Source organism: Bacillus sp. NPDC057893 (assembly GCF_042796455.1).
Taxonomy (GTDB): Bacteria; Bacillota; Bacilli; order Bacillales; family Bacillaceae_G; genus Bacillus_A.
Genome location: NZ_JBHVNG010000001.1, coordinates 14,835 through 41,425, shown reverse-complemented (window position 1 = coordinate 41,425; position 26,591 = coordinate 14,835). Strand labels below are relative to the sequence as shown.

Sequence of the window (26,591 nt, the reverse complement as noted above, 5' to 3'; positions counted from 1 at the left end):
TCACATTAACTCTATTAGGAGGTCTAGGCGCATGACATTTTGGCAGTTTGCATTTAAAAACGTGACGCGGAACGCCAGAGCTTATTTCGCCTATTTTATAAGCAGTGCGTTTTCCATTGCAATTTTCTTCTCGTTTGCAGTTTATTTATTTCATCCTAAATTGCATATGACAGGCGTGAATGCTGCTCTGAACATATTAATGACAATCTCAGAAGTTGTCATTGTATTCTTTTCATTTTTCTTTTTACTATATTCAATCGGTACTTTCTTAAAAGTACGAAAAAAACAGTTCGGGATTTTAACAGTACTTGGCATATCTCCAAAGCAGTTAAAGAGGCTTGTATTTCTAGAAAACATGTTAATTGGTGGCCTATCCATATTTTTCGGCATTCAATTTGGCCTTGTCTTTTCACAGTTCTTTTTATTAGTTACCGCCAAAATTACGCATGTGCCTGGTTTATATTTATATTGGTGGCCTACAGGTGCTATCATTTTAACTATAATTATCTTTCTTGGACTCTTCATTCTCGTATCATCTTTTACACCGATGCTAATCCGTACGAGAAAAGCTGTACGACTTTTAAAAGAAGGAAAACAGCAAAAAGAAAGAAAAGCATCCGTGCTTATTTCTTTATTTGGTGCGCTATGTTTAATATCCGGATACGTATTAGCAGCAAATCCGCTATATTTTATGTCGCTAGGTGACATCATTGGGCCTTTATATATCATCTCTAGTATACTTGTCATTCCGTCTCTCATTGCAGCCGGAACATACTTCTTCTTCTCACAAATTAGCTTCTTGCTCATTCGTATATTGAAAACACGAAGAAAGTTTTATATGAAACGGATTAATATGCTTTGGGTTTCTGATTTAGCAACTCGTATTCGAACGAATATTAACATGCTCTTTATTGTAGCGATGCTATCGACGCTCGCTTTTACAATGATTACATTCTTATATGGATTCGGGAAATTTACAAAGTTTGATGAAATTAGGCAAAACCCTTTCCCGTTTACTTATTTATCACATACTGAAAATACGTTAGCTGATGAGCATTTAAACTGGTTAGAGCAAAAATTTAATGAAGAACACTTTACTTATAAAAAATATAAAACGGATATATATGAAGTATCTTCAGCTGAAGATAACACGCAGCTCTATTATGCCATTAAACAAAGTGACTATAATATACTGGCTAAGGCGTTAAATTGGGAAACTCTCACAGTGAATAAAGACGAGTCTTATATATTAATTAAAGATTTAGATGCTCAAGTCATTGGAACGCTTCATAATAAGGAAAAGAAAAACACTCTTACACTTACTCAAAACTCTTTACAATTGCAGGTGAAAGACTATACAAGTTATAGCCCGTTCCCAATTGGCTTAGTACCTCAATTAATCGTACTATCTGATGAACATGTAGAAGCCTTATCAACCATTTCAAAACAAATGAGTGTATATAGCTTTAAAGTTCTAGATTGGGAAAAGGCACATAATATTGGCTCATCATTTATAACTAAAATTAACAACGACAATGCAGCGATTCAAGCAGAGCATCCACCATTCCATGCAAGTGAAGCGAGTAACTCACTATATGAAACGAAACTAAATGTATCTTCCTTTTTCTTAATCGGAACTTTCCTTGGCGTTATTTTCTTTATCGGTGCTGGCAGTGTTCTTTACTTCCGAATGTATACAGATTTAACAAATGAGCAAGAAAAGTATATAACGATTACGAAAATCGGCTTAACAGAAGCCGAGATGAAGCGTTCAGCGACAATTCAGCTTGCTATTTTATTCTTCGTCCCTTACATTATGGCATCCATCCATACGATGTTTGCGACAAAGATGCTACAAGATGTATTAAATCTCTCGTTCTTCGCTGAAATTACAGTCGTGCTTATGATTTTTGGAACGGTTGAAATTCTCTTTTTCCTTTTAATTCGTTCCTTTTATATGCAAAAATTATCACAACATATTAAGTTTTAAAAATAGAAAGGTGATTATTATGGAAGAGGTATTACACATAAAAAACGTCTCAAAAGTGTATGAAGGAAAAGTCCCTCATACTGCTTTAAAAAATATAAATTTACACGTAGATAAAGGTGAATTCGTTGCGATTATGGGACCATCCGGAAGCGGTAAATCTACATTTTTAAACGTTATCTCTACAATTGATTCCCCTACTTCTGGTGATGTCGTTATTAACGGAAAAAAACCGCACACATTTCGTAGAGAGAAGTTAGCTATTTTCCGCCGCCAAGAGTTAGGTTTTGTTTTTCAAAACTTTAACCTACTAGATACACTAACAATCGGTGAAAATATCGTACTACCTTTAACTTTAGATAATGTTCCTTTAAAAGAAATGGACGAAAAACTCGATAACATTTCAAAGAAGCTTGGAATTGATCATATTTTGGACAAACGTATTTTTGAAGTTTCTGGAGGACAAGCACAGCGTACTGCAGTAGCACGTGCCGTTATTCATCATCCGTCACTTTTACTCGCGGATGAACCAACAGGGAACTTAGATTCTAAAGCAGCAATTGATGTAATGGAGTTATTTACGAAGTTAAATAAAGAGGAAGATGCCACAATTTTAATGGTTACGCACGATCCGTTTGCAGCAAGTTATTGTAACCGCGTCATCTTCATTAAAGATGGTGGACTTTACAATGAACTACACCGCGGACTATATCGCGAGAAGTTTTATCAAGAAATATTAGATGTTTTAGCATTATTAGGAGGAAGACGTGGATGACGTTTTGGCAATTTGCATTTAAAAATGTCACGCGTAATTCTAAAGCATATTTCGCTTATTTTGTAAGCAGTGCGTTTTCCATTATGGTTTTCTTTTCATTTACTGTATATGCATATCACCCGCGTTTACAAAATGTACAAAGCTTTCAAGAACGGGATCCTCTAATGAATTTAGCGAGTACAGCACAGTTTGTTATCGTTCTGTTCTCGTTCTTCTTTCTCTTATATTCAATCGGAACATTTTTAAATGTACGAAAGCAACAATTCGGGATACTCACTATTCTTGGTATCTCACAGAAACAGTTAAAAAGACTTTTATTTACTGAAAACATGATAATCGGGATGTTATCTATCTTTATCGGTATTCAAGGTGGCCTTGTGTTCTCTAACTTTTTCTTATTAGTTACTTCGAAATTAACAAGTGCTAAAGGCCTTTATTTATATTGGCCAACAGAAGCGATTATCGTTACAACCGTTACCTTTATCATTTTATTTTTAATCGTTTCTACGTTTACGCCGATGTTTATTCGCACTCGTAAAACAGCCCATCTCATTAAAGGTAACAAAAAAGTGACAGCCGAAAAAAGGCCATCTATACCCATCTCTTTATTCGCTTTAATTTGTTTAGGGCTATGCTATTATATTGCCGGTTACCCACAAGGCTACGTAACAGAAAAAAATGTACAAAATGGATCTGTCTTCTTTATTATGTTATCTATTTTACCGCTCGTAGTAGTTGGGACATATTTATTCTTTTCACAAACCTTTCTTCTCTTTATCTATATTTTAAAGAAGCGCAGAAAGTTTTATTTGAAACAAATAAATATGTTATGGATTTCAGATTTAGTTGCTCGTACCCGTAGTAATATTAATGTACTCTTTATCGTTTCTATGCTATCTGCACTTGCATTTACGATTATTATCGGACTATTTGCTGCAAATAACCACACGAAAACATCGATATTAGAACGATATCCAATCCCCTTCACATATACATCAGAAGGTGATAATACATTTGAACAAAAGCATATTACTACTATTGAAACTGAACTTACAAATGCTAATTTTCAATCTAACAAATATAAGTTTACCGTTTTAAAAGATACGGCTTTAAAAGAGGAAATTGCCATTATGAAAATGAGTGATTATAACGCGATAGCTAAACAATTAAACAGGCCAGAAATCAGCCTTAATTCTGTACAAGTTTATAGTATTTCTCGTTATTCGCCAGAGTTGGTAAATCTTGTCTCAAACCCATTTGCGAAACAAGACACGATTACACTTGGCTCAAATAAAAAGGAATTTCATATTAAAGGTTTTATCAATAAAGGAATCGAACCAACCTTTGCATTACCTCATTTAATCGTGATGCAAGATAATGTCATCGAAAATATGATTCCTCATATTGAAACAATTACAGTTTATAACTATTTCGTGGAAAATTGGGAAGATGCAATTGTCCCAACAAAAAATATATTAAAAAGCTTAGATCATGATGCAGAAAACTTGTATGAAGCACATAAGGATGAAGAAAATTTCATCAAGCCATTTCATATTCATACAGCTACTGATGAACTCATTAATAGTAAAGAAAATGCGGTCGCTCAATTCTTTATTTGGGCATTTCTCGGCTTTATTTTCTTTATTGGAGCCGCTAGCGTTTTATATTTCCGTATGTATAATGACTTAACGAGCGAGAAACAAAAGTATATTACAATTACCAAACTTGGATTAACTGAATCAGAAATGTTTCGTTCTGCAACGATTCAATTAGGAATTTTATTTTTCGTTCCTTATATCGTTGCTGGCATTCATACAGTATTTGCGATTCAGTTTTTACAAAGCATGTTTGCTTTCTCCTTACTAAAAGAGTTATTAATCGTACTCACTTTGTTCGGGATCATCGAGATTATTTTCTTCTTCTTAATCCGTTCTCTGTACATTAGTAAATTATCACAGCATATTAGAACATGAATAAAATGGCCTTGTGCGTATTGCACAAGGCCATTTTCAATAGTTTTTAATAATTAGCAGTATCCACCATAGCCGCCGCCATATCCACCATAACCGCCGTAACCACAACCACCGCCTCCGCCTCCGCCGAAGCAGCTAGCACCGATAATGATTAATAAAATAAACAATACGATTAGAAGCGCAAAACCGCCTCCGCAGCCACGTCTGCGATCGAAATCATCACATCTGCGGTCGCAATCATCATGTCTGTGTTCACACTTTTCGCCCATTATTCTATTCCTCCTTTAGTATCATTCATAACAAGTTCTTCTTGTTCTAAATGAGGGGATTCCATTTATATTATGTTTTCAGGGCGAATCGGAAGCTTGGCTTTCCTAAAAACGGGCTTGTTTCGTGAAAAGGGCTACAAAAAAAAGATACCTGTTAAGGTATCTTCTAAAGAAACATATTTAATAAAAGAGCAAAGCCGAATGCAATAAATGATAATAATGTCTCAAGTACAGTCCACGTTTTAAACGTTTCCTTCACTGTTAATCCTAAATACTCTTTTACAAGCCAAAATCCTGCATCATTTACATGAGAAAACATTAATGATCCTGCCCCTGTTGCAATAACGAGCAATTCTAGATTTACGCCAGACATATGCTGAATGACTGGTGATACAATTCCTGCTGCTGTCGTTAATGCTACTGTAGCTGATCCTGTTGCAATTCGAATTAATCCAGCTACCATGAAAGCTAATACAATTGGTGATAATGAAATATGCTCTGCCATTTGAGCGATTGCTGTTCCGACACCGCTTTCAATTAATATTTGTTTAAATCCACCACCTGCACCGATAATTAAAATAATTGAACCGACCGGTAATAAACTTTCATCTGTTAATTTTTTAATCATCTTTTTATCAATACCTTGTCGTATACCTAATAAATAAAACGCTGCGAAACATGAAATAAGTAAAGCAATCACTGGGCTTCCAATAAAGATTAAAAATTCCGTCATTTTTTCCGGTAATGAAATATATGGTGCGACTACTGATAAAATCATTAAGACTACTGGTAATAAAATGATAAAAAATGAAGCTTTACGACTTGGTAAATCGGTAGATACTGTTGTAACACGAACAAGTTCTGGTTCATTTTCAGGTATAACTCGCTTATGTACCCACTTTGCAAATACCGGTCCTGCGATAATTGCTGTTGGTAATGCGATAATTAATGAATACAATAGTACCTTTCCTAAGTTCGCATTATAAATACCAATTGCTGTCATCGCACCTGGATGCGGCGGCACTAGCCCATGTACTATGGATAATCCTGCAATAACAGGTAACGCAATTAACAATATATTTTGCTTTGTTGTTTTTCGAATGGAAATAACGAGCGGTAATAAGATGACGATCCCTACTTCAAAAAACACTGGAATCCCGATTACAAATCCAGCAAATAACATTGCCCAAGGTAATTTTTTCACCCCGAAGAATCGAATGAAGAAATCTGCTACTTGCATGCCAGCCCCTGAATCAGACATCATTTTACCCAAAATCGTACCGAGAGCTAAAATACCGACTAAATGCCCTAGTACACTTCCAACACCAGTTTCATAGGCAGTAACAATTTTGGTCAAGTTCAATCCAGACATAATAGCTAAAAACAAACTAGCAACTGTTAAACTAATAAATGCATGCCACTTCCACCACGATACTCCTAAAATAACAATTGCGATTGCAATTAACGTGACGATTAATAAGTATATATCCATATCCCATTCCCCTTCGATATGAAAAATTTTTACAAAAAAAGAGAGAATTAGTCCCTCTTCACTTTTTACACATCATAATTAACTACATAATGCTGCATTTCCGTATTGTAGTAGCCTTCACTATATTCAATTACTTCACCTAATTCATCGTAAGAATAACGCATACGTTTTAATAATGCTGTCTCTTCTTTTTCCCCTAACGCTTCCGCAACGAAACTAGGTGCAGCCCCAACAGCAAATTCATCTCTGAAATTTTCTAAATGTATACCTTGTTCCTCGACTAGATCGTAAAGCGATTGTAAATCAAAGTCCGATAAGTCTGTACTTGCCATGCGCGCTGAAAAATAGTGCGTATAATGAATGTACGGGGCATCATTTAAAGAGTATAGACGCTCGATTCTGAAACTCTCTTTTCCAAATAAACGAAATGGCACTGTCCCTTCTTCATTATGAACTACTTCTGCCTTTAGCAATTTCTTTTGTACTTTATAGCCTTCTTCCACTAACACTTCTGTAAATTTTTTACCTTTTGAAAGTTTTGTCGCAGAAGTATTACGAATGACTTTCGTTCCTTTACCACTTTTCTTTTCTAAATATCCTTCTTGAGCGAGTTCTTTAATTGCGTTTCGCACTGTAATTTTACTCACTTTGAACTCTTCCTCTAATTGTGGTTCAGAAGGAATATTCGTATGAATCGCATATACACCATGCAATATTCGATCGCGAATAATATTTTTTATTTGTAAATATAATGGTCCTTTTTTTCTCGTTACGTTCACTGTTACACCCACTACCTTTCTACATCACCTACTGATGCCGTCATTGCCCGAAGTATATCCTTCTCTGATGACATTGGCGTATCACCGACGATTGTATGTGCAAGCATTCCAGCTGCTGACGCAAATGAAACAGCTTTCTCTGGTGCAAACTCTTCTATCTCGCCATGAATAATTCCGCTCGTATAAGCATCTCCAGCACCTATTCTATCATACACAGAAAACGTAAGTGTTTTTGCAAAAGTGAACGCTCCATTTTTACATATGAATCCGCGAAGTGAGTGTGTATTATCACTATTAATAGAGCGATGTGTACCAGCAATTGTAGTGATATGATACGTTTCAGCGACCTTTGGAATGAGATCCATCAGTTGTGCCTTTCGCTCCGTCCCTTCTGTTTTCATTCCTAGAATAAACATTGCATCTTTTTCATTCATCATTACAATATCAGCTAGCCCAAGCATCTCTTCATAATGCGGCTTCGCCTGTTCATATCCATCTTCTCCCCAAAGCGATGGACGATAGTTGCAATCAAAAACGACAGTGCCTCCATTTTCTTTAATTGCTTTCGCTAAAGATTTCATATGATGGCGAACAGTATCATTCATCGCAAGTGTAATACCGCAAAAATGAACGATATCAATTTCTTTTGCGATTTCTTCAAATTGGTACATCTCTTCAGATGCCGTATTGAAACTACTTTCTAGTCGATTCGAATATGTAACTCGGCTTGCACGTGCTCCAAATCCATTTTCTAAAAAGTACATGCCGACATATTTACCGCCTCTTGAAATAAACGGTGCCTGAATGCCTAATTTTTGAATATGCGCTACCGCAGCATCTCCAACTGAGTTTTCCGGTAAAGTTGAAATAAGAAATCCTTCGTGCCCTAGATGAGAAAGTGCTGCTGCAACGTTCACACCTGTACCAGAAAATGAGTAATTTAGTGTGTTAGCTTGCGACAACAATTCATATCCTGGCACTTGCAGGCGCATCATTACTTCACCGAACGCTGCAATTTTCTTACGCATATTGATCAACTAACTTCTTCACTACTGCTAATAATTCGCGTACATCTTCTACTTTCGTATTGCCAGTTTCTTTATCAATAATAGAAGAGTATACGTGCGGGATAACTTGCTCTACGTTTGCTTCTAACGCAATACGTACAATTGTTTCAAAGTTTTCTTTATCAATTCCACCTGTTGGCTCTAATGCAAATCCTTCTTCCGCACATGCTTTCGCAACTGCGCGATATTCTTCTTCATGAGCCAAGCCTTTCATCGGGAAGTATTTTAATGAATTTCCGCCCATGTCACGTACAAGTGCGATTGCTGTTTTAATTGGAACGATTGCTTTTTCTTCCCCAGCTGCACTAATTGGACCAGTAGAAATATTTACGTAGCCTACTTTTCCTGTTGGCGATACTAAACTATTAATCCAGCTATCTTTTCCATCTAGATTTGCGCGCGTTGCTCCAACTGAAGGGAACACTTGGTTAATGTGACTACCAGGATAATGCTTCGCAATTTCAGCTACAACTGCTGCTTGGCGATTATCTCCTGCTCCTAGTCCGATTGATACAGCATCATCAATTTCTTTTCCGTATGCTTTCATCGCAGTTACTGCTTCTTCTACTGTCGGATAATCTTTTGATAAAACGCCGACTACTACATAACCTTCTGCTGCTTCAAAAATATCTTTCGCATTTCGGATATTGTTCGCTAATACATTTAATGCTACGCGCCCCTTATAAAAACGTTTTTGAATGTTTGTCATTTTAGTTTCCCCCTACAATTTCTCTCATTTTTTCTTCAATAACATGTATATCATCACCTTGAAGTGGACGTGGATCGATATCAAAGAAGCCTTGTCTTACTCCGTAATCACGTGTGTAAATTGCGATTTCCCCTTCGCGTAATGCTGTCACAACATCTTTTGCTGATTTATTTAATTCTTTCTCGTTAATATGAATACGCGCTCTAAAAATTGCTCTTCCTGCTTCATCTTGAACGATTGTTACATTTACACCATTTAATTCTTTCAGCGGCATAAGTACTTGTAACAAGTCTTTTTCTTGTTCACTCTTATCTTCTTTTACTCCGTATTCATCAAGCGCTTGAAGTAAACCGAAAGTCGTCTCTTTCCCAACTTTCATACTTCTTCCGATGCAATGTAATTGCACTTTCAGCCATTCAATATATTTTCGTTTACCACCGACAATACCAGAAGTAGGTCCTTCAATTGCCTTTGAACCGCTATAAATGGCAAGGTCTGCATACTTCACATATTTTTGAATATCTTCTTCAGCTGCCGCATCGACGATAAGTGGGATCTTATTTCGCTGCGCTACTTCCCACGCTTCTTCAACAGAAATCATATTTTTTTGCACTGCATGATGGGATTTCACATAAAGAATCGCTGCTGTATTTTCACCAATTGCATCTTCAATATGTTCTGCTTTCCCTTCATTTGCGTAACCCACTTCCACTAGTTTGCCGCCGCCTAAATAAATCATCGTTTCAACTGGAGCACCGTATTGAACGTTATGACCTTTCAGCATAATCACTTCGTTTTTCGCGATTACTTCTTGATGAAGTCTTTCACTTTTACGACGATTTCCTTCTGTAACGATACCAGCGATAGAAAGCGCAATTCCACTCGATGCTGAGTTCACAACAACTGCCGCTTCTGAATCTAGAATTCTCGCAATATGGTCCCCCGCTTTATCTACTAAATCCGCAATTTCCACATAATTTTGTCCACCATGCTTCATCGCATCCATTACCGTATCTGTAGGAGCGGATACACCTAAAATACTCATTCTTCCACTCGCATTAATAACTCTTTTTAATCCGTACTTAGCATTCAATGAATGACCCATTAATTACAACCCCTTTCGTATCAATTCTTCTTTCAGCAATGCGCTGATCCCCTTCTGAATCAATTAACGTAATCGGCTCATCTTTAACCGTAAACAAAGTTAAGTTGGCAATATCCCCTTCTTGAATGCGACCAAGCTCTGGTTTTTTTAACCAATCCGCTGCATTTTTCGTAACCGCATCAATTACTTCTTCGAGTGTATAACCTAAGTAAAGGAATTTCGAAAGAACGTTAGCCATACTGTAAACTGGACCATGTATACGATTCTTCCGATAAATATCTGTACTAATCGTATTAAGAGCAATGCCGTAACGCTTTGCTGCTTCTGCTACTTTAAAAGAAAAGCTAGCATTACCATGCCCAACATCTAAATGTACACCGCGTTTCACTGCATCTAATAACACAGGTAGCGGTTTTCCTTCTTCATCAAATAAATTATTTTCTTTCCCGTTTAAATAATGTGTAATGACATCAGCTTTTTCTAAAAGAGGTACAACTTCCTCTATACGAGGAGGTGCTGAGCCGATATGTACCATAATCGGTAATGATGTTTCGCGAGATAAAGAGCGCGCTACATGCAGCGGTTCAATTCCGCTATCACACACGACACTTTTACTCATTCTCGCTTTTAACCCAACGATTACATCTTTATACTTTTCTACTGCTTCTATTACTTTCTCTTTATCTATCCATTCCATATTGGATAGTTCATCAATTCGTTTCAAACCGATGCGAGAAATATTTAAAAAGGCAAATAAATTCGTTTTCGCCTGTTCTCTACTTAATGCTAAATCTGCAATGCGATCAGCTCCGCAGCTACCCGCATCAACAATTGTCGTTACCCCTTGCTTAACGCCAATTTCATCCACCTCATCGCCATACGGATCAAACTCTGGAAAAGCATGAACGTGCAAATCAATCCAGCCACTCGATACGTAAGTACCTGAGTAATCAAGAACCTTTCCACCTTCGCCAACACCAGCTTTCGTCACCTCAGCGATTTTATTATTTTCAATTACAATGTCAATCTCTTCCCCGTTCACACGTTTCACATTACGTAGCACGAATCGTTCTGTCATTGTATTTCCACCCTTTTCTATAAGAAGCCTCAAGAATACGCTTACATTAAAGTTTCATTTTATATCTCTTTCACATATTTAGAGTATCACGAAAAAAACGAAAAGTAAATATAACGTTATAATGTTTGAAAACAAATAATTAAAAAAGCTATCTACTTCAGATAGCTTTCTTCTCTATTCTTGAACAGTCACAATAACCCCATCCATATTATTCCCCGAAATTTCATACTGCTTATTTACTGGGACATTCACTTTCATGTTCCCGGAAACTTTATAATAAGAAACCGTATATTTCTTACCTTCCACCTCAGTTGAAATTTCTTTTTCCTCTTTTAAGAAGTCCAAATATTCCTCTAACGTAATTTTCTTTTTTTGCATAATTGCGCTATGTGGTAAGCCGACATAACGAATGTGCCACGGCTCATATTGAATGCCTGTAATATTACTTTTATTTTTCGGATAACGTAAAACAAATCCGTATTTCCATACGTTATCTTCAATCCATTTTCCCTCGGGAGCTTTCTCCATTTTCTTTTGAGTAGACCCAACGTCGAGTGATAACCCTAAATTATGTTCACTATATCCTGCTGGAAGTGCATAATCGGATCCCATTTCTTTATATAATTTACTTTGTTCTTGAAAATCTCGGTAACCGCTACTCATTAAGAAATGCTGTACTCCATCTTTGCCAGCTGCATCGACAACGTTTAAAAACTTTTTTACAATATCCTTTGATAAGCGAAGATTTCTATCAAATACAACATATCCTCTTACTAATTCACTATTGTGATTTACATTTATAATGTCGGACCTAATGCTATCTTTTTTAACTGGGTAATCTTTATTAACTAATAATAGATTTCCCTTATAAATCTCTTCTTTTGTAACCTCTACCTTTTCAATATTCGCCGATTTTACCTTATTATCTTTTTCTGCAATTTTAACATCGATTTCCTTTTGAAATAACGGTGATATATAAAAGCCTACACATACTGTGCACACTATAAAAAGAGAAATAAATACCCACTTTTTCATTTCTAGTTCCTCCTTAACGTAACTTACGTATAGAATAGAAAAAACTATTAAAATAAAAAGTGGGGTAAAGTTTAAATTTTTATTAAATTTCCAGATTATCCTCTTTTGGTAATCTCACTTCAAATATCGTTCTAATTACATTACTTTCAGCAGAAATGGTACCGTTATGCTGCTCGACAATATTTTTCGCAATAAATAACCCAAGGCCTGTACTACCTTGCTGCTCTGATCTTGCCTTATCACCTGTATAAAACATATCAAATAAATATGGTAAATCCTCTTCTGGAATGCTATCTCCGTAATTAATAATTTGTACAACTACCTCTTCATGATCAATATATCCGTTCATATCAACAAAATTCCCATCATATCCGTAACGAATCGCATTCGTTAAAAGATTTTCAAAGACTCGAGCTAATAATTTCCCATCACCATTAATATGTAAGTGGGGTGCAATATTCAATCTCGCTTCTAAATCTTTTTTTTCTAATGACGGATACAATTCTTCCTCTAACTGTATGAGTAATTCACTTATATCAATTGGTCTTTTCTCCAGCTGCAACATGCCATAATTCATTCTCGTTATTTCAAATAATTCATCAATTAAGCTTTCAAGCCTTTCCGATTTCGTAAAAGCAATTGTGGAAAAATGTTTAATTTGTTCCTTCGTCAAATTCTCATCTTTAAGAATTAAATCTAAATAACCTAAAACAGAAGTTAATGGTGTTCTTAAATCATGAGCTAAGTTAACAATGAGCTGATCCTTACTACTTTCCGCAAAGTCTCCTCGTTCAACTGCTTCTTTTAATTTCTCACTCGCTACATTTATTTCACGAGCAATATATCCAAACTCGTCATTTGATGAAACGCGAACTTGATTTGTAAAATCACCGTTCGCCAAATGATGAATCCCATTCGAAATCTCATCAAAATATTTTAAGTATGGTCTAGTAAGGAAGAAGAAAAACATAATGGATAGAGGGATAAATATAATTAAAAAGAAATTAATATCCCCAATTTGTCTTACCATTGAACGAAATTGAGCTAAAGGATCCTCATAACGAACTGCTAATTTATAATAGAGCCGTAATCCCTCATACATCAAATACGTTACCCCACCAGCTAATATCATACTTAACGCAAATAGCATAACCATCTTCGAACGAAAACTTCTCATCTTTTTAGCCATTGAAAGTATACCCTACTCCCCATACTGTTTTTATCAACTTATCCTTTCGTTTATCTTCCCCAAGCTTTTTCCGCAGTGTACGAATATGTACCATTACTGTATTTCCACCTTCATAATAATCATCTGCCCATACTTGCTGAAAAATATTTTCCACATTGTACACTTTCTTCGGATGACTCGCTAATAAATATAAAATGTCAAACTCTTTCGGTGTTAACTCAATTTGCTCTCCATATACATTTACCGTTCGGCGCTCAGGATCAATAGCAACTCCGCCAATCTCTAAAGCAGATTTACTCTCTTCTACTTTCGGCTGATTTAACGTAAGAAACCTACGCAGCTGTGCATTTACGCGCGCGACTAATTCAATCGGCGTGAAAGGCTTTGTCATGTAATCATCTGCACCCAGTACAAGACCTGTCACCTTATCGAAGTCAGATGTTTTCGCGCTTAAGAAAATAATCGGCATATGATATTTGGCACGAATCTGTCTCGTCACTTCATATCCATCCATTTTCGGCATCATAATATCTAAAACCACTAAGTCAATCGGCTGCGTTTTAATAATATGCACCGCTTCTTCCCCATCGGCTGCTTTCACGACGTGGTAACCTTCTTTTTCTAAATGTATCTCAATTAAATCAGCAATTTCTGCCTCATCATCCGCTATTAAAATTGAAATGCGCTTCATTTTACTCCCCCTACTTCATTCCGTTTTCATACGCTCGATTTTAAACTAGTCTATCCAATTTGTACAATAAGAAAAGGCTACTCATAAGAGTAACCTTTGTTATTTCATCTTTCAAACACAATCCGCTGCTTCGTTATTTCTTCCAATCTTCCGCGGTCAACTTCATACTCAGCATCAATGCTTTGCGGTACAATCACTTTCCCATCTTTAAGCATCACTTCCGGCGAAATAATATCCTTTTCCCAATGTCTACTAGAAGCAGATATATCTCCAGGAATCGTAAAGTTCGGCAATGAAGCGAGGGCAACATTTTGTGCGCGTGATATCCCCATCTCTACCATACCGCCGCACCAAACTGCTATGTTATGCTCCATACAATAATTATGGATTTGCACCGATTCTGTTAATCCGCCCACTCGCCCTGGTTTAATATTAACGATTTGGCAACTGCCAAGCGTAATCGCAACACGTGCATCTTCTAAACTATGGATACTTTCATCTAAACAAATCGGTGTTTCAATTTTCTTTTGCAACTGTGCATGATCAAGAAAATCGTAATCCGCTAACGGTTGTTCAATCATCATCAATTGAAATTTATCTAACCGTTTTAACTTCTCTACATCAGCTAACGTGTACGCTGAATTTGCATCAGCCATTAACGGGATGTGCGGAAACTCTTTACGAATCTCTTTCAATAACTCGTAGTCATGTTCTGGCTTTATTTTCACTTTAAAGCGCTCGTATCCTTCTTCCGCGTACTTCTCGATTTGTTTTAACATAACCGGAATCGTATTGATCCCAATCACAACTCCGACTTCAATTTCAGGTCTAGTTCCACCAAGTAATGTCGCTAAAGATTTGTTTTTACGCTTCGCATATAAATCCCAAACAGCTCCTTCAATTCCCGCCTTTGCCATTCGGTTTCTCTTTATATGCTGGAACAAATCAGGTACCTCATTCGGATGAGAAATTTCAGCTTTCAATAAATCAGGTATTAAAAAATCCTGAAGTACATGTAGCGCTGTCTTCACCGTTTCTTCCGTATACCACGGTTCAGAAAATGCAACGACTTCACCAAAACCAACGTATCCATCCGTATCTTCTAATTCAATGACGATGCTTTCACGTTTTTCGTAAGTCCCGTAGCTTGCGGCAAACGGAATGACGAGTGGCATTTCCGTTATATAAAATGTCGCTTTTTTTATTTCCACCTACATCTCCTCCACTAATTGTCTTAACTCTCGTCTTAACAATTTCTTTGAAGCATTTCGTGGTAATTCCTCTAAGAAACATACTTTCTTCGGCACTTTATATTTCGCTAATTTCTCCTCGCAAAAACGAAGAATTTCTTCTTCTGTTACCTCTCCGCTTTTTACAACAAAAGCAGCTGGCACTTGTCCCCAACTTTCATCCTTCATACCGACAACACCCGCTTCCACTACCGCCGGATGAAAAAGTAATACTTCTTCAATTTGAGCTGGATATATATTTTCTCCGCCAGAAATAATTAAATCACTGCGGCGATCTAACACGTATAAAAATCCTTCTTCATCTAAATAACCGAGGTCACCCGTATGAAGCCAGCCATTTTGAATCGTCTCTCGCGTCGCATCTTCACGATTAAAATAGCCACCTGTTACGTTCGGTCCTTTTACAACAATTTCCCCTTCAGCATGTGGCGGCACTACTACGCCGTCTTTTTCAATACGAAGCTGACATTGAAATAGTGGTTTTCCAGCTGATCCTACTTTCGTTAACATGTAATCTGCTGATAACGTACAAATTTGCGAAGACGTTTCTGTCATACCGTACGTTTGATACACAGGAATTCCTTTTTCTACACATGTTTCTAATAACGGTTTCGGCGCTGGCCCTCCGCCTAGTAACATGCATCGTAAAGAAGATGGATATGTCCCTTCCCCAAGTCGCTCTAAAAGATCTGTTAACATTTTAGAAACGACAGAAATAATCGTAACGCCTCTCGTTTGAAGTGCTTTATGAATAAAATTAGCATCATATTTCGAAACGAGTAAAATGCGCATACCGTACATAATATTTTTCATTAAAAGAGATAGCCCGCCAACGTGGAACATCGGCATACAAGCTAACCAGCAATCATCATCACGAAGCCCTAAATTAAGCGAAGAACCGACTGCGCTTGCCCAATGATTACCGTACGTTAAAATAACGCCTTTCGGCTTCCCTGTCGTCCCAGACGTATAAATAATTGTCATCGCTTCTTCTAAAGAAAATTCTTCTTGAATAGATGCTTCCGCCTTCGGTCCATTCATCACTTCAGCAAATGAATATACAGGAACATCTTTAGCCCCAAAATCTTGATCCGTCACTAAACAAACAACTTCAGCATCATCCATTTGCCAAAGTAGCTCTTCTCTTGAAAGACGCGTATTTAAAAGCACAGCTACTGCACCTACGTAAGATAAGGCGTGAATAACTGTAATCATCTCCATACCATTTTTCATCAGAACAGCCACCTTTTGTGCCCGCTTCACTCCTACATGTGAAAGTTGTTCACAAACAGATACTACTTTTTCATGCAGCTGCACGAAGGTAACCTTCTCCTCTTCAATTTCAATTGCAGTGCGATCAGGTGTTAAAAATGCACGTTGCATTAACCAATTAGGCATCGTCTCCATCATCCATTCTCCTTTCATGAAAGAAAGAGACTTGATATGATATCAAGTCTCTTAGTTGTTTTGTTTCCGGTTTTGATCTTTGGTTGCGTCTCACACTGTGGGCGAGCTGCTTCCGCTTTTGATCACGGGAAACGAGGGAATTGACCGAAGTCGGGACTGCGTTTTTCTTTGAACGCGTCGCGGCCTTCTTTTGCTTCGTCAGTTGTGTAGTACAATAACGTTGCATCTCCAGCTAGTTGTTGAATACCAGCTAAACCGTCTGTGTCTGCGTTGAATGCAGCTTTTAGGAAACGAAGTGCCATTGGGCTGTTTCCTAAAATTTCTTGTGACCATTGTACTGTTTCTGCTTCAAGTTGTTCTAATGGTACAACTGTGTTTACTAAGCCCATATCAAGCGCTTCTTGTGCGTTGTATTGACGGCATAGGTACCAAATTTCGCGGGCTTTCTTATGGCCTACCATACGAGCTAAATAACCAGCTCCGTATCCACCGTCAAAGCTTCCTACTTTAGGACCTGTTTGTCCGAATACAGCGTTGTCTGCAGCGATTGTTAAATCACATACGATATGAAGTACGTGTCCACCACCGATTGCATAACCTGCTACCATTGCGATAACTGGTTTAGGGATTGCGCGAATTAGACGTTGTAAGTCTAATACGTTTAAACGTGGGATTTGGTCGTCACCTACATATCCACCATGACCGCGAACTTTTTGGTCGCCGCCAGAACAGAATGCACGTCCACCTTCACCTGTTAAAATGATAACGCCAACATTTGCATCATCACGAGCGTGTGCAAAAGCATTGATTAACTCCATTACCGTTTTAGGACGGAATGCATTATGTACTTCAGGGCGGTTAATCGAAATCTTTGCGATGCCATTGTATGTTGAATAAATAATATCTTCGTAATTGCCTTCTTTTACCCATTCAATAGTCATTACTATTACCTCCTTTTATATTTCTGATCTCCGCTATAAGTGCAACTTCCTTCTTGCTGAAAAAAGCATCACTGCATAGTTTTTAGAAATCCCTTTACTATTGTATCAAACTTTTCCGGTTGTTCCACATGAATTGCATGACCAGCACCATCAATTTTGACAAAATTCGCGCGAGGGATGCATTTTTCTATGTTTTTTAATAGGCGAAAGAACTTTTCATCGCTTTCTCCATTCAATAAAAGGACAGGTATTTTTAAGTTTTGCAATTCGTTCCACCATGAAGGCTGAGCCCCTGTTCCCATGCCGCGAAGACTATTTGCAAGTCCTTTTGGATTATTAGCAAGTCGTTCTCTTCGCACCGCTTCTTTTACGTTTTGCGCTAAACGTTTTTGCGTTTCAAAAAGCGGAATATTTTCCCACATCGATACAAAACTTCGGATGCCTTCTTGCTCAATTTTATCGGCAAGTCGCTCATCTTTTTCCTTGCGTTCTTTTCGCTCTTCCCCACTCTCAAGTCCAGCTGTACAGTTTTCTAAAATAATAGAACGTACATATTCTGGATATAAGCATGCCATCGTAATCGCAAGTCTCCCACCCATTGAATAGCCAAGTACATGTGCATTTTCAATATGAAGATGATCCAGTAGTTCCTTCATGTGCAGCGCCACATTTTGAATATCATAATGCGTCACATCTTCAGGACTTTCCGTTTTCCCGTGTCCAACAATGTCTACTAGAATGACTTGAAACTGCTCGCTCCAAGAAGGAATAAAGGAACGCCATGTTTCCATGCTTCCCGTAAAACCATGAAGAAGTAGAAGTGGTTCCCCGCTTCCGGCTACTTCATATTCATACGATACACCTTGCAATGTTACTCTCATTTTGATTCACCTTGCAAAGATGTAGTAATAACATCCATTGTTTTTGCCCATAGTTCACGATGTAATTTCAAGTTTTCTTCGCGATTCGTACAAATTTCCACAACGTGTAATCCATTCGTTTTCGTTCCAGTTTGTACTTCTTCTCGGAAGTTTTCCCATCCATTCACACGGCTAAATGAACCACCATACATTTTGACAACATGCTCGTAATCAAGCCCAATTGGTGTTCCAAATAATGATTCGAAATGTTCCTTTTTCTCATATTGTGGTAAGAATGAGAAAATACCTCCACCATCATTATTCACAACAACAATCGTTATATTTAATTCATGTAATTTTGCAGCTAATAATCCGTTTAAATCGTGATAAAATGATAAATCACCGATTACTAATACGAGCGGATCACAAATAACGCTCGCTCCTAAGGCTGTCGAAATGATTCCATCAATACCATTTACACCACGGTTCGCCATCACTTGAATGTTTTTATCCGATGTGAAGAAGAATGAATCGGTATCGCGAATTGGCATACTATTACTCGCAAATAACGTTGCCCCTTCTGGTAATACACTTACAATATCCGTAATTACTTTTCCTTCAAATGCCGTTTCATATGTTTCCATCTCACGAAGTGTTTCTCTCGTTTTCTCGTTTATATGTTTCCACATTCCGAACCAATCATTCTTTTTCATAACTGGCATTTTCTCTAGTAATGCTCTGCAAAATTCAATGTCACTAGCTTGTACAACTTCTGTCGCAACTAGAGCTGGATCTCTCCATTGTCCAGATTCATCAACAACGATATGAACAGCTTTCGTTTGTTTTTTGATAAACTGCGTTAATGCTTTAGAGACAGGCATTCCGCCGAAACGAATTAAAACATTCGGCTTCCACGTTTCTTTTAACAATTCATTTCGTAAAAATGTATCGTAACAATCTATAACCATCGTTTTATCATGATTACCACTACGGAGGTTAGAAAGTGGATCTGCTAAAATTGGATATCCTGTTTTCTCAGCTACTTTCATAACAACTTCTGTGATTTCTGGATGACTGCCGTCTCCACAAATAATAAGCCCCTTTTCCATATGTGAAAGGCGCCCTACAAGAGAATCTACATATTCACTCGGCATCGTCACGTTCCCTTGCTGAACTACTCCTGTATATTCACCACGCCCTTTATCCCATAAACTTTCTAATGAGAAATCCGGTATAAGCGGCTCGCGAACTGGAAAATTAAGATGAACAGGTCCTTGCGGCGCTAAACAGGCACTTGCTATCGTACGCTGCGTCGTCATTCGAGCGTAATGATACATTGCTTCACTCGCTTCAGGAAGTGCCATCTCTGTAAATTGCTTTACAAAAGTACCGTATAAATTAAATTGATTCATCGCCTGTGGTGCACCCACATCTCTTAATTCATGCGGTCTATCCGCTGTTAATACGATAAGCGGTACTCGTGAATGAAACGCTTCACATACAGCTGGATAATAGTTCGCTGCTGCCGTCCCTGACGTACATAATAGCGCAACAGGACGTTTTTTTGCTTTCGCAATACCGAGCGCAAAGAATCCTGCTGACCTTTCGTCTACATGTAAATATGTTTTCATTCCTTCATGTTGTTCCATTAGTAAGGCAATCGGCGTTGACCGTGAGCCAGGACTAATGACAACATCACATACATTTAGACGCGTCAGTTCGTCCACGAACGCGCCTAAATAATATGATAATGCTTCTATATGATTGTTCATTTCATTAATTCCTCCAAAGCACCAAGCATCGGTCTAAACTTCAAACTTGTTTCTTCATATTCAAGCTGCGCTACTGAATCAATTACGATACCACAGCCGGCAAATAAGGATGCCCTCTCGCCATTTAATAATCCGCAGCGAAGTGCAACCGCAAATTCACCATTTCCTTCATCATCTATAAAGCCAATTGGTGCACCATATAATCCTCTATCTAAAAGCTCTACATCACGGATTAATTTCAACGCCTCATGACGAGGTGTACCACCAAGAGCTGGCGTTGGATGTAATTCTTCTACCATCGTTAAAAGACTTGCATCACCTTTTGCTTCTACTGGCGTATATAAATGGATTAAATTTTTCGTCGTTAATAAGCCTGGGCTCTCCGGAATATTAACAGATTCACAATGCTCACTTAGCACACCTCGAATCATGTTAACTACATAACCGTGTTCAGCCAAATTCTTTTCATCATGAAGAAGCGTCTCACCATTTTGTTTACTTTCTTCTATAGAATTGCCATGACCAATTGAACCAGCAAGGCACATCGATGTAAACTTCTCGCCTTCTTTTCGAATCAATCGCTCAGGTGTCGCCCCTAAGAAGCATGCTCCTTTATAATCAAAAGAAAATACGTAACAATCCGGTTGCCCAATGCGAAGCGCTTCTAAAACAAGAACGGAATCAATATACTGATCCATCGTTAATTTTAGCTCCCTTGCTAATACAACCTTCTGCACGTTCCCTTGCTTCATTTCATCCTGTACTTTTCCGATCGCATTCATCCAGCCCTTCGGATCAACTTCTACTTTAGAAGTAACTGTTAATTTTGATCCTTCTAGTGCACATTTACTCTCTTGTAAAATTCTCTCTTCTACAGAAATAATTTCGTTATAAAGAGTTTCTGCACAATCTTCAGCTGAAACGAACTGATTAATGGTTAACCACGCTTTTTCATTTTTTACCGTTAATAAAAATGCTGGTAGTGAAAATGTGGTATCATCAAATTCTTTCCAAAGATCCGTTTTTTCTTTTTCTTGGTCAAATGAAAATCCACCAAATAAAAGAGGACCTGTTCCAAATTCGTATCCTTCTCTTTGTACGAATGCTTTCTCTTTTACTTTATCCCACTCGTCACGAGCAGTTTGAAAGCGTTTATGAGAAGAATTTGCTATAGTGAAAACAGAGCCAATTCCAGCAAATATTACATGCTGAGCTGGGTCTGCAAAATAACATCTATTTTCGAATGAGACCCTTTTTCCTGCTGCATAAAACAGAAGTGGATTCACCCAATCTATTTGTTTTACAAAACTAACTAATGTTTTTTCATCAGTCGCACGCTTAATAGCTGTAACAAGAACTTCTTGTAAGCCTTTTTGTTTCGTTTGAATCACAATTGTCTCCCCCCTATGGGCGAAAAATAGTCATAATTACGCTTGATTTTAAGATACACCTCAAAGGAAAGGCCTGTCAACGTTTAGCATTTCTGAGAAATTCACCTTCTCTTCCTAGAAAATAAACGTTGACACTAAATGATGCTTTTTCTACACTTAATTGTGTACAATATGTGACCAAGGAGGATTCAACATGGAAATGAACGTCGAAACGAATTCCTCTCCTACAGCGCAAAAGCCAAGTAAACAAACAGGCTGGCGCATTTGGTGGAGTTTATTACGTCCCCATACATTAACAGCAGCTTTCGTTCCTGTTTTCATCGGAACAGCTTATGCAATACAGGTCGGAGGTATAAATCAAATACATCTTCCTCTTTTCTTTATGATGCTTCTTGCTTGCCTTCTCATTCAAGCAGCAACGAACATGTTTAATGAATACTTTGATTATAAAAGAGGACTCGATCATGAAGGTTCAGTTGGAATTGGCGGTGCTATCGTCCGCGATGGCATTAAACCAAAAACCGTGCTTAACTTAGCATTCGGATTTTTAGGCATCGCAACGCTATTAGGTGTTTATATTTGTATGAACTCTAGCTGGTGGCTTGCTGCAATCGGTCTTGTTTGTATGGCCGTTGCTTACCTTTACACTGGTGGCCCCATTCCAATTGCGTACACACCATTTGGGGAGCTAACAGCAGGATTATTTATGGGTGTCATTATTATCGGTATTTCATTCTTTATCCAAACAGGAGCAGTAACATCAGAAGTGATTTTACTATCTATCCCAAGCTCCATTTTAATTGGTGCGATTTTACTATCTAACAACATTCGTGATTTAGATGGCGATAAAGAAAATGGTCGTAAAACGTTAGCGATTCTCGTTGGACGCGAAAGAGCAGTTGGTGTACTTGCTTCTATGTTCATCGTTTCCTACATTTGGACAATCGCTTTAATCATCGTTAACATCGTATCACCATGGATGCTTATCGTATTCTTAAGTGCACCGAAAGCATTTAAAGCGACGAAAGGCTTTATCGGCAAAAGCATTCCAATGGAAATGGTACCTGCGATGATTTCAACAGCAAAAACAAATACAATTTTCGGTCTCCTAATGGGAATCGGATTATTGCTTGGATACTTCCTATAAAGTGAAACTTTAATCAGTGGGGATTTTGTTCATCCCCACTGATTATTAGCCGGCACCAATCGGGCGTTTACGGGCAGCCCGACTCCCACCTAACTTCTTTGCTCCAGCCAAATTTTAAGGTGGGAGTTTTACTGCCCGGCAAATAGCGGGATAGAAAGGAGCTGCTTACGCAGCTCCTTTTTTCATATACCAACTTCCCGGCTGAAATTCATCTCATAATTCCTACTCTCAACGCTCATACTATGTAAAGAAACTGAATTGTAGGAAGGTGGACGACTATGTTAACTCCACAACAAATAAATCAATTTAAATCTATTTTAGAAAAACAACAGCAAGAAGTTGAACAAACAATACAAACTCATGAAAATGAAAACCGTGCATCTGAACGTGATTCAGTAGGAGAATTGTCTAGCTATGACAACCATCCAGGTGATATGGCTACAGAATTGTACGAACGTGAGAAAGATTTCGGACTCATCGAATTTTGGCATAAACAGTTAGAAGATACGAAACATGCTCTGCAAAAAATTGAAGCTGGTACGTACGGAATTTGCGAAGTGTCTGGTGAGGAAATTCCATTTGAAAGATTAGAAGCAATGCCAACTGCTACAACGTGTATTCAGCACACTACAAATAAATTAGATATGAACACGCGCCCAGTTGAAGAAGAGGTGCTAGCTCCTTCGTTTCACAAGCACGACGAAGATCATTCTGTTGAATACGATGCTGAAGACGCTTGGCAAGACGTCGCAAATTACGGAACATCAGAAACACCATCCGATTTAGAACGACAGGATTCAAAAAACTATAATGGAATGTACGTAAATAGTGAAGAAAATGTTGGGTATGTAGAGGATTTCGAAAATTTTATTGGAACAGATATGTATGGAAAAAACCCACAAGTTTTCGCAACAGAAGAACATGAAGAATATGAACAATTGCTTGATGACTTTGAAGAACGCACCTTTAAAGGTGAATTATCTTCAGATGAGTCTGGTTCTAAAGCATAAAAAAAGCATTCCGAAATTCGGAATGCTTTTTTTCGCTAGCTAATTAGTTTTTTGTAACGTTAGCTGCTTGTGGTCCGCGGTTTCCATCAACGATTTCGAAAGAAACTTCTTGACCTTCTTCTAAAGTTTTGAAGCCGTCGCCTTGAATAGCTGAGAAATGTACGAATACGTCTTCTCCGCCTTCAACTTCGATGAAGCCAAAACCTTTTTCGCCGTTAAACCATTTAACTTTACCTGTTTGCATGTCATGTACCTCCTAAATAAAAATGAAACTATGAATCCACATGAAAAGGTGGATATAAAGGACATGAATGTATAACAAGCTTACAGCCTTTAATACAACGTGCTTTATTTCCGTACCACATTATGTAGCTCAATAGTGTTTTCACTATATCATGCTATATCAAAAACGTCAAATGAGAACACTTTCGTCCCATCGTTTTTTATAATTCTAGTATAACCTTAAATTTTCATTCTATTTTTATTCAAAAATTACCAAAACTACAGTATTCTAATTCCCTTGATTTCTGTACAATATAATTACTACATATGATGAGGTGAAAAAATGCAAGCACATGAAATCGAGTATAAATTATATGGCGATGATATGCAGTTTGTTGAAATTGAATTGGATCCAGAAGAAAGCGTTGTCGCAGAGGCTGGCGCAATGATGATGATGGAAGATCATATCGAGATGGAAACGATTTTCGGTGATGGTTCTGGACCATCTAATGGTCTATTCGGTAAATTAATGGGCGCAGGTAAACGTCTCGTTACAGGTGAAAGTATGTTTATGACTGTATTTACAAATACAGGTCATGGCAAACGACACGTATCATTCGCCGCTCCTTATCCTGGAAAAATTATTCCTGTTGATTTAACAGAATATCAAGGAAAAGTAGTCTGCCAAAAAGATGCATTTCTTTGTGCCGCAAAAGGTGTTTCTATCGGAATCGAATTTACAAAGAAAATTGGAACTGGTTTCTTCGGTGGTGAAGGTTTCATCATGCAGAAACTTGAAGGTGACGGACTAGCTTTCATGCACGCAGGCGGAACAGTATATAAGCGCGAATTAAAACCTGGCGAGAAACTTCGCATTGATACAGGTTGTCTCGTCGCAATGACAAAAGACGTTAACTATGATGTTGAATTCGTTGGAAAAGTAAAAACAGCTCTATTTGGCGGTGAAGGTTTATTCTTCGCAACGTTAGAAGGTCCTGGAACTGTTTGGATTCAGTCCTTAACACTTAGCCGCTTAGCAGCACGCCTTTCAAGCCCAGCAGCTCAAAGCACCGGTGAAGGCAGTGTATTAGGCGGACTTGGTCGCCTTTTAGATGGGAAAGAATAAAACACTAAAAAAGATAGTACCCTCCTTCATAGGGAACTATCTTTTTCTTTTGGACTGTATAAACCATTTTGAAACATATAATATTCCATCGTAATACAGTAGTGTCCGTATTGATGTGCCTGTTCTCTTTGAAAACTCACCAATTGAATAACCTTCCTTTTTGCTCATCCTACACTCCTCCTAACAATATGTTTACAAAAATCATACTCCCTCGCGTAACTGTAGGTTCAAGCCTTTTTTCAAAAGAATGAATCAAGTCCCTCACTGCATATATTGAACTATACCTTTTCTTAAGGAGGGCTTTCTTGATGCGTACTCCTTTATCCTTTGATAAAGATACTGCCATATTGTTAGCTTCTTGCTGCGATCTAACGTATGAACAATATAAACAAAATGGGATTTTTGAAATACCTGATGGATTCCAATATGTACAAGGCTTTCAAGGAAAAGCAATTCAAACGATGGAATGGTTTGGGTTCATATTAGAATCTGAGGATACGATTATTGTAGCTTTTAGGGGCACACAAACAGATACAGATTGGATTATCGATTCACTCGTCAACCAAAGGCCATACCCATACGCTTTAAATAGCGGAAATGTCCATAACGGCTTTCTTTCAATTTATGAATCTTGCCGGGATCCTATTATGGATATGCTCGTGTCATTACCAGCCCATAAGAAACTTCTTGCAACAGGCCATAGCTTAGGCGGTGCACTCGCTACACTACACATACTAGATGCCCGTATGAATACTGCCTTCGCACAGTACGGTCTTTATACATTTGCCTCTCCAAAAGTTGGAGATATCGCTTTTCGAAATTATTATAAACTGCAAGTAGCTAGTAGCTTTCGTTTTGTCAATTTATTCGATGTCGTTCCTCTTCTCCCTCCAAGAAATGTCCATTTTAATGAGAAGGATTGGGAATATGCACACGTCCATCACAACATGACATTTACGAAAAATACAAAATCCATTACGAATAATCATTCCATTACAACATACAAAACATGTCTGACCTCTCATTTTTAACCAGTAAACAATTGGAAATTAAACATTCGTATACTATAATAATATATGAATTTACTTTTGGATGAGGGGACCTTACATGTTAAAATTTATCTTTGCACTTTTTCTCATTGTAATTTTTTCGGTTACAGGTTTCTTTACATTTTCATACTTTGCGACAGGAGAATACGGTGGAACAGGTATAATATATACCACTATCCCATTTCTTTCTTAAGCAAAATAAGTAAAACGAGCTTAATATCCTTAAGCTCGTTTTATTTTTCTAAGCAAGCGTATCCCTGCTTTAAA

At 37.7% G+C, this 26,591-nt stretch carries 25 protein-coding genes and 1 pseudogene; 8 read left to right on the top strand and 18 right to left on the bottom strand.

All coding sequences use genetic code 11. The features are described from left to right. Positions 1–31: 31 nt before the first annotated feature. From ACFVQC_RS00295 to ACFVQC_RS00285, 3 genes are read left to right on the top strand one after another with little or no spacing between them, the layout of a single operon-like run. Positions 32–1,990: an FtsX-like permease family protein gene (locus ACFVQC_RS00295; RefSeq protein ID WP_016095907.1), complete on the top strand. Its 1,959-nt coding sequence runs from the start codon at positions 32–34 to the stop codon at positions 1,988–1,990. 19 nt (positions 1,991–2,009) lie between these two features. After that, positions 2,010–2,762: an ABC transporter ATP-binding protein gene (locus ACFVQC_RS00290; RefSeq protein ID WP_000393251.1), complete on the top strand. Its 753-nt coding sequence runs from the start codon at positions 2,010–2,012 to the stop codon at positions 2,760–2,762. Continuing rightward, on the top strand, positions 2,759–4,735 hold the full coding sequence (locus ACFVQC_RS00285; protein WP_377897165.1) for an ABC transporter permease: 1,977 nt from the start codon (positions 2,759–2,761) through the stop codon (positions 4,733–4,735). The genes ACFVQC_RS00290 and ACFVQC_RS00285 overlap by 4 nt, the downstream gene beginning before the upstream one ends. A gap of 53 nt (positions 4,736–4,788) precedes the next feature. Here the strand turns inward: ACFVQC_RS00285 and ACFVQC_RS00280 are convergent, their stop codons facing one another. The 16 genes from ACFVQC_RS00280 to ACFVQC_RS00205 form a co-directional block, all read right to left on the bottom strand. After that, positions 4,789–5,004, bottom strand: a complete 216-nt coding sequence (locus ACFVQC_RS00280) for a YjcZ family sporulation protein (RefSeq protein ID WP_002145169.1) — start codon at positions 5,002–5,004, stop codon at positions 4,789–4,791. Between the two features lie 166 nt (positions 5,005–5,170). Then, a complete protein-coding gene (gene gntP, locus ACFVQC_RS00275) occupies positions 5,171–6,496 on the bottom strand; it encodes a gluconate permease GntP (protein ID WP_377897164.1) in 1,326 nt (441 codons plus the stop codon). Positions 6,497–6,561: 65 nt separating this feature from the next. Continuing rightward, entirely contained in the window at positions 6,562–7,287 is a 726-nt protein-coding gene (locus ACFVQC_RS00270) for a GntR family transcriptional regulator (protein WP_264539366.1), read from the bottom strand. Then, positions 7,287–8,303 (bottom strand): sugar kinase, encoded by a 1,017-nt coding sequence (locus ACFVQC_RS00265; protein WP_377893365.1) that lies wholly within the window; start codon positions 8,301–8,303, stop codon positions 7,287–7,289. The genes ACFVQC_RS00270 and ACFVQC_RS00265 overlap by 1 nt, the downstream gene beginning before the upstream one ends. Continuing rightward, positions 8,296–9,051 carry a 2-dehydro-3-deoxy-phosphogluconate aldolase gene (gene dagF, locus ACFVQC_RS00260; protein ID WP_377893366.1) on the bottom strand — a complete coding sequence of 252 codons (756 nt, stop codon included), beginning with the start codon at positions 9,049–9,051 and terminating at the stop codon, positions 8,296–8,298. Before dagF ends, ACFVQC_RS00265 begins: the two co-directional genes overlap by 8 nt. Position 9,052: 1 nt before the next feature. Continuing rightward, positions 9,053–10,156 (bottom strand): DgaE family pyridoxal phosphate-dependent ammonia lyase, encoded by a 1,104-nt coding sequence (locus tag ACFVQC_RS00255; RefSeq protein WP_377893367.1) that lies wholly within the window; start codon positions 10,154–10,156, stop codon positions 9,053–9,055. After that, on the bottom strand, positions 10,134–11,234 hold the full coding sequence (locus tag ACFVQC_RS00250) for an amidohydrolase/deacetylase family metallohydrolase (RefSeq protein ID WP_377897163.1): 1,101 nt from the start codon (positions 11,232–11,234) through the stop codon (positions 10,134–10,136). Before ACFVQC_RS00250 ends, ACFVQC_RS00255 begins: the two co-directional genes overlap by 23 nt. A 174-nt stretch (positions 11,235–11,408) precedes the next feature. Continuing rightward, positions 11,409–12,269 carry a M15 family metallopeptidase gene (locus ACFVQC_RS00245; protein WP_377897162.1) on the bottom strand — a complete coding sequence of 287 codons (861 nt, stop codon included), beginning with the start codon at positions 12,267–12,269 and terminating at the stop codon, positions 11,409–11,411. An 82-nt stretch (positions 12,270–12,351) separates the two neighbouring features. Continuing rightward, entirely contained in the window at positions 12,352–13,458 is a 1,107-nt protein-coding gene (locus tag ACFVQC_RS00240) for a HAMP domain-containing sensor histidine kinase (RefSeq protein WP_377897161.1), read from the bottom strand. Further along, positions 13,451–14,149 (bottom strand): response regulator transcription factor, encoded by a 699-nt coding sequence (locus ACFVQC_RS00235; protein WP_002145159.1) that lies wholly within the window; start codon positions 14,147–14,149, stop codon positions 13,451–13,453. The genes ACFVQC_RS00240 and ACFVQC_RS00235 overlap by 8 nt, the downstream gene beginning before the upstream one ends. A 104-nt stretch (positions 14,150–14,253) precedes the next feature. After that, complete coding sequence (gene menC, locus ACFVQC_RS00230) at positions 14,254–15,360, bottom strand: o-succinylbenzoate synthase (RefSeq protein WP_377893374.1); 1,107 nt, start codon at positions 15,358–15,360, stop codon at positions 14,254–14,256. Beyond that, positions 15,361–16,806, bottom strand: coding sequence for an o-succinylbenzoate--CoA ligase (locus ACFVQC_RS00225; RefSeq protein ID WP_483861773.1), 1,446 nt, complete (start codon positions 16,804–16,806; stop codon positions 15,361–15,363). Positions 16,807–16,928: 122 nt separating this feature from the next. Next, positions 16,929–17,747 carry a 1,4-dihydroxy-2-naphthoyl-CoA synthase gene (menB, locus tag ACFVQC_RS00220; RefSeq protein WP_377897160.1) on the bottom strand — a complete coding sequence of 273 codons (819 nt, stop codon included), beginning with the start codon at positions 17,745–17,747 and terminating at the stop codon, positions 16,929–16,931. Positions 17,748–17,815: 68 nt separating this feature from the next. After that, positions 17,816–18,628 (bottom strand): 2-succinyl-6-hydroxy-2,4-cyclohexadiene-1-carboxylate synthase, encoded by an 813-nt coding sequence (gene menH / locus ACFVQC_RS00215; protein WP_377897159.1) that lies wholly within the window; start codon positions 18,626–18,628, stop codon positions 17,816–17,818. Beyond that, positions 18,625–20,379, bottom strand: coding sequence for a 2-succinyl-5-enolpyruvyl-6-hydroxy-3-cyclohexene-1-carboxylic-acid synthase (gene menD / locus ACFVQC_RS00210; protein WP_377897158.1), 1,755 nt, complete (start codon positions 20,377–20,379; stop codon positions 18,625–18,627). Before menD ends, menH begins: the two co-directional genes overlap by 4 nt. Continuing rightward, a complete protein-coding gene (locus tag ACFVQC_RS00205; RefSeq protein WP_377897157.1) occupies positions 20,376–21,770 on the bottom strand; it encodes an isochorismate synthase in 1,395 nt (464 codons plus the stop codon). The genes menD and ACFVQC_RS00205 overlap by 4 nt, the downstream gene beginning before the upstream one ends. Positions 21,771–21,963: 193 nt before the next feature. Here ACFVQC_RS00205 and ACFVQC_RS00200 point away from each other — a divergent pair, with 193 nt between their 5' ends. Both ACFVQC_RS00200 and ACFVQC_RS00195 read left to right on the top strand, forming a co-directional pair. Further along, the gene (locus tag ACFVQC_RS00200; RefSeq protein WP_002145150.1) at positions 21,964–22,917 is read left to right on the top strand and encodes a 1,4-dihydroxy-2-naphthoate polyprenyltransferase; all 954 of its coding nucleotides are present in this window, start codon (positions 21,964–21,966) and stop codon (positions 22,915–22,917) included. Between the two features lie 278 nt (positions 22,918–23,195). Next, positions 23,196–23,927, top strand: a complete 732-nt coding sequence (locus ACFVQC_RS00195) for a yteA family sporulation protein (protein ID WP_002145149.1) — start codon at positions 23,196–23,198, stop codon at positions 23,925–23,927. A gap of 43 nt (positions 23,928–23,970) precedes the next feature. Here ACFVQC_RS00195 and cspD read toward each other — a convergent pair whose 3' ends face one another. Beyond that, complete coding sequence (gene cspD / locus ACFVQC_RS00190; RefSeq protein ID WP_001193051.1) at positions 23,971–24,171, bottom strand: cold-shock protein CspD; 201 nt, start codon at positions 24,169–24,171, stop codon at positions 23,971–23,973. Positions 24,172–24,492: 321 nt separating this feature from the next. Between cspD and ACFVQC_RS00185 the strand changes: the two genes are divergently transcribed. Then, on the top strand, positions 24,493–25,275 hold the full coding sequence (locus ACFVQC_RS00185; protein ID WP_377897155.1) for a TIGR00266 family protein: 783 nt from the start codon (positions 24,493–24,495) through the stop codon (positions 25,273–25,275). 81 nt (positions 25,276–25,356) lie between these two features. On the opposite strand, the pseudogene ACFVQC_RS00180 reads toward ACFVQC_RS00185, so the two are convergent. Then, positions 25,357–25,443 (bottom strand): annotated as a pseudogene (locus ACFVQC_RS00180) (MerR family DNA-binding transcriptional regulator); the annotation flags it as partial. A gap of 140 nt (positions 25,444–25,583) precedes the next feature. Here ACFVQC_RS00180 and ACFVQC_RS00175 point away from each other — a divergent pair. Together ACFVQC_RS00175 and ACFVQC_RS00170 are read left to right on the top strand one after the other, a co-directional pair. Continuing rightward, a complete protein-coding gene (locus tag ACFVQC_RS00175; protein WP_377897154.1) occupies positions 25,584–26,306 on the top strand; it encodes a lipase family protein in 723 nt (240 codons plus the stop codon). 76 nt (positions 26,307–26,382) lie between these two features. Continuing rightward, positions 26,383–26,517, top strand: coding sequence for a hypothetical protein (locus ACFVQC_RS00170; protein WP_002145142.1), 135 nt, complete (start codon positions 26,383–26,385; stop codon positions 26,515–26,517). Positions 26,518–26,591: the final 74 nt, after the last annotated feature.

Bases quoted from the DNA above. Each gene is read 5' to 3' on its own strand.
- ACFVQC_RS00295 (WP_016095907.1), top strand. From the start codon at position 32: ATGACATTTTGGCAGTTTGCATTTAAAAACGTGACGCGGAACGCCAGA.
- dagF (WP_377893366.1), bottom strand. From the start codon at position 9,051: ATGACAAACATTCAAAAACGTTTTTATAAGGGGCGCGTAGCATTAAAT.
- ACFVQC_RS00185 (WP_377897155.1), top strand. From the start codon at position 24,493: ATGCAAGCACATGAAATCGAGTATAAATTATATGGCGATGATATGCAG.
- ACFVQC_RS00245 (WP_377897162.1), bottom strand. From the start codon at position 12,269: ATGAAAAAGTGGGTATTTATTTCTCTTTTTATAGTGTGCACAGTATGT.
- ACFVQC_RS00280 (WP_002145169.1), bottom strand. From the start codon at position 5,004: ATGGGCGAAAAGTGTGAACACAGACATGATGATTGCGACCGCAGATGT.
- ACFVQC_RS00200 (WP_002145150.1), top strand. From the start codon at position 21,964: ATGGAAATGAACGTCGAAACGAATTCCTCTCCTACAGCGCAAAAGCCA.
- ACFVQC_RS00255 (WP_377893367.1), bottom strand. From the start codon at position 10,156: ATGGGTCATTCATTGAATGCTAAGTACGGATTAAAAAGAGTTATTAAT.
- ACFVQC_RS00175 (WP_377897154.1), top strand. From the start codon at position 25,584: ATGCGTACTCCTTTATCCTTTGATAAAGATACTGCCATATTGTTAGCT.
- cspD (WP_001193051.1), bottom strand. From the start codon at position 24,171: ATGCAAACAGGTAAAGTTAAATGGTTTAACGGCGAAAAAGGTTTTGGC.
- ACFVQC_RS00265 (WP_377893365.1), bottom strand. From the start codon at position 8,303: ATGCGTAAGAAAATTGCAGCGTTCGGTGAAGTAATGATGCGCCTGCAA.
- ACFVQC_RS00290 (WP_000393251.1), top strand. From the start codon at position 2,010: ATGGAAGAGGTATTACACATAAAAAACGTCTCAAAAGTGTATGAAGGA.
- menB (WP_377897160.1), bottom strand. From the start codon at position 17,747: ATGACTATTGAATGGGTAAAAGAAGGCAATTACGAAGATATTATTTAT.
- ACFVQC_RS00235 (WP_002145159.1), bottom strand. From the start codon at position 14,149: ATGAAGCGCATTTCAATTTTAATAGCGGATGATGAGGCAGAAATTGCT.
- ACFVQC_RS00195 (WP_002145149.1), top strand. From the start codon at position 23,196: ATGTTAACTCCACAACAAATAAATCAATTTAAATCTATTTTAGAAAAA.
- menD (WP_377897158.1), bottom strand. From the start codon at position 20,379: ATGAACAATCATATAGAAGCATTATCATATTATTTAGGCGCGTTCGTG.
- ACFVQC_RS00285 (WP_377897165.1), top strand. From the start codon at position 2,759: ATGACGTTTTGGCAATTTGCATTTAAAAATGTCACGCGTAATTCTAAA.
- ACFVQC_RS00225 (WP_483861773.1), bottom strand. From the start codon at position 16,806: ATGGAGACGATGCCTAATTGGTTAATGCAACGTGCATTTTTAACACCT.
- ACFVQC_RS00250 (WP_377897163.1), bottom strand. From the start codon at position 11,234: ATGACAGAACGATTCGTGCTACGTAATGTGAAACGTGTGAACGGGGAA.
- ACFVQC_RS00170 (WP_002145142.1), top strand. From the start codon at position 26,383: ATGTTAAAATTTATCTTTGCACTTTTTCTCATTGTAATTTTTTCGGTT.
- menH (WP_377897159.1), bottom strand. From the start codon at position 18,628: ATGAGAGTAACATTGCAAGGTGTATCGTATGAATATGAAGTAGCCGGA.
- ACFVQC_RS00240 (WP_377897161.1), bottom strand. From the start codon at position 13,458: ATGGCTAAAAAGATGAGAAGTTTTCGTTCGAAGATGGTTATGCTATTT.
- gntP (WP_377897164.1), bottom strand. From the start codon at position 6,496: ATGGATATATACTTATTAATCGTCACGTTAATTGCAATCGCAATTGTT.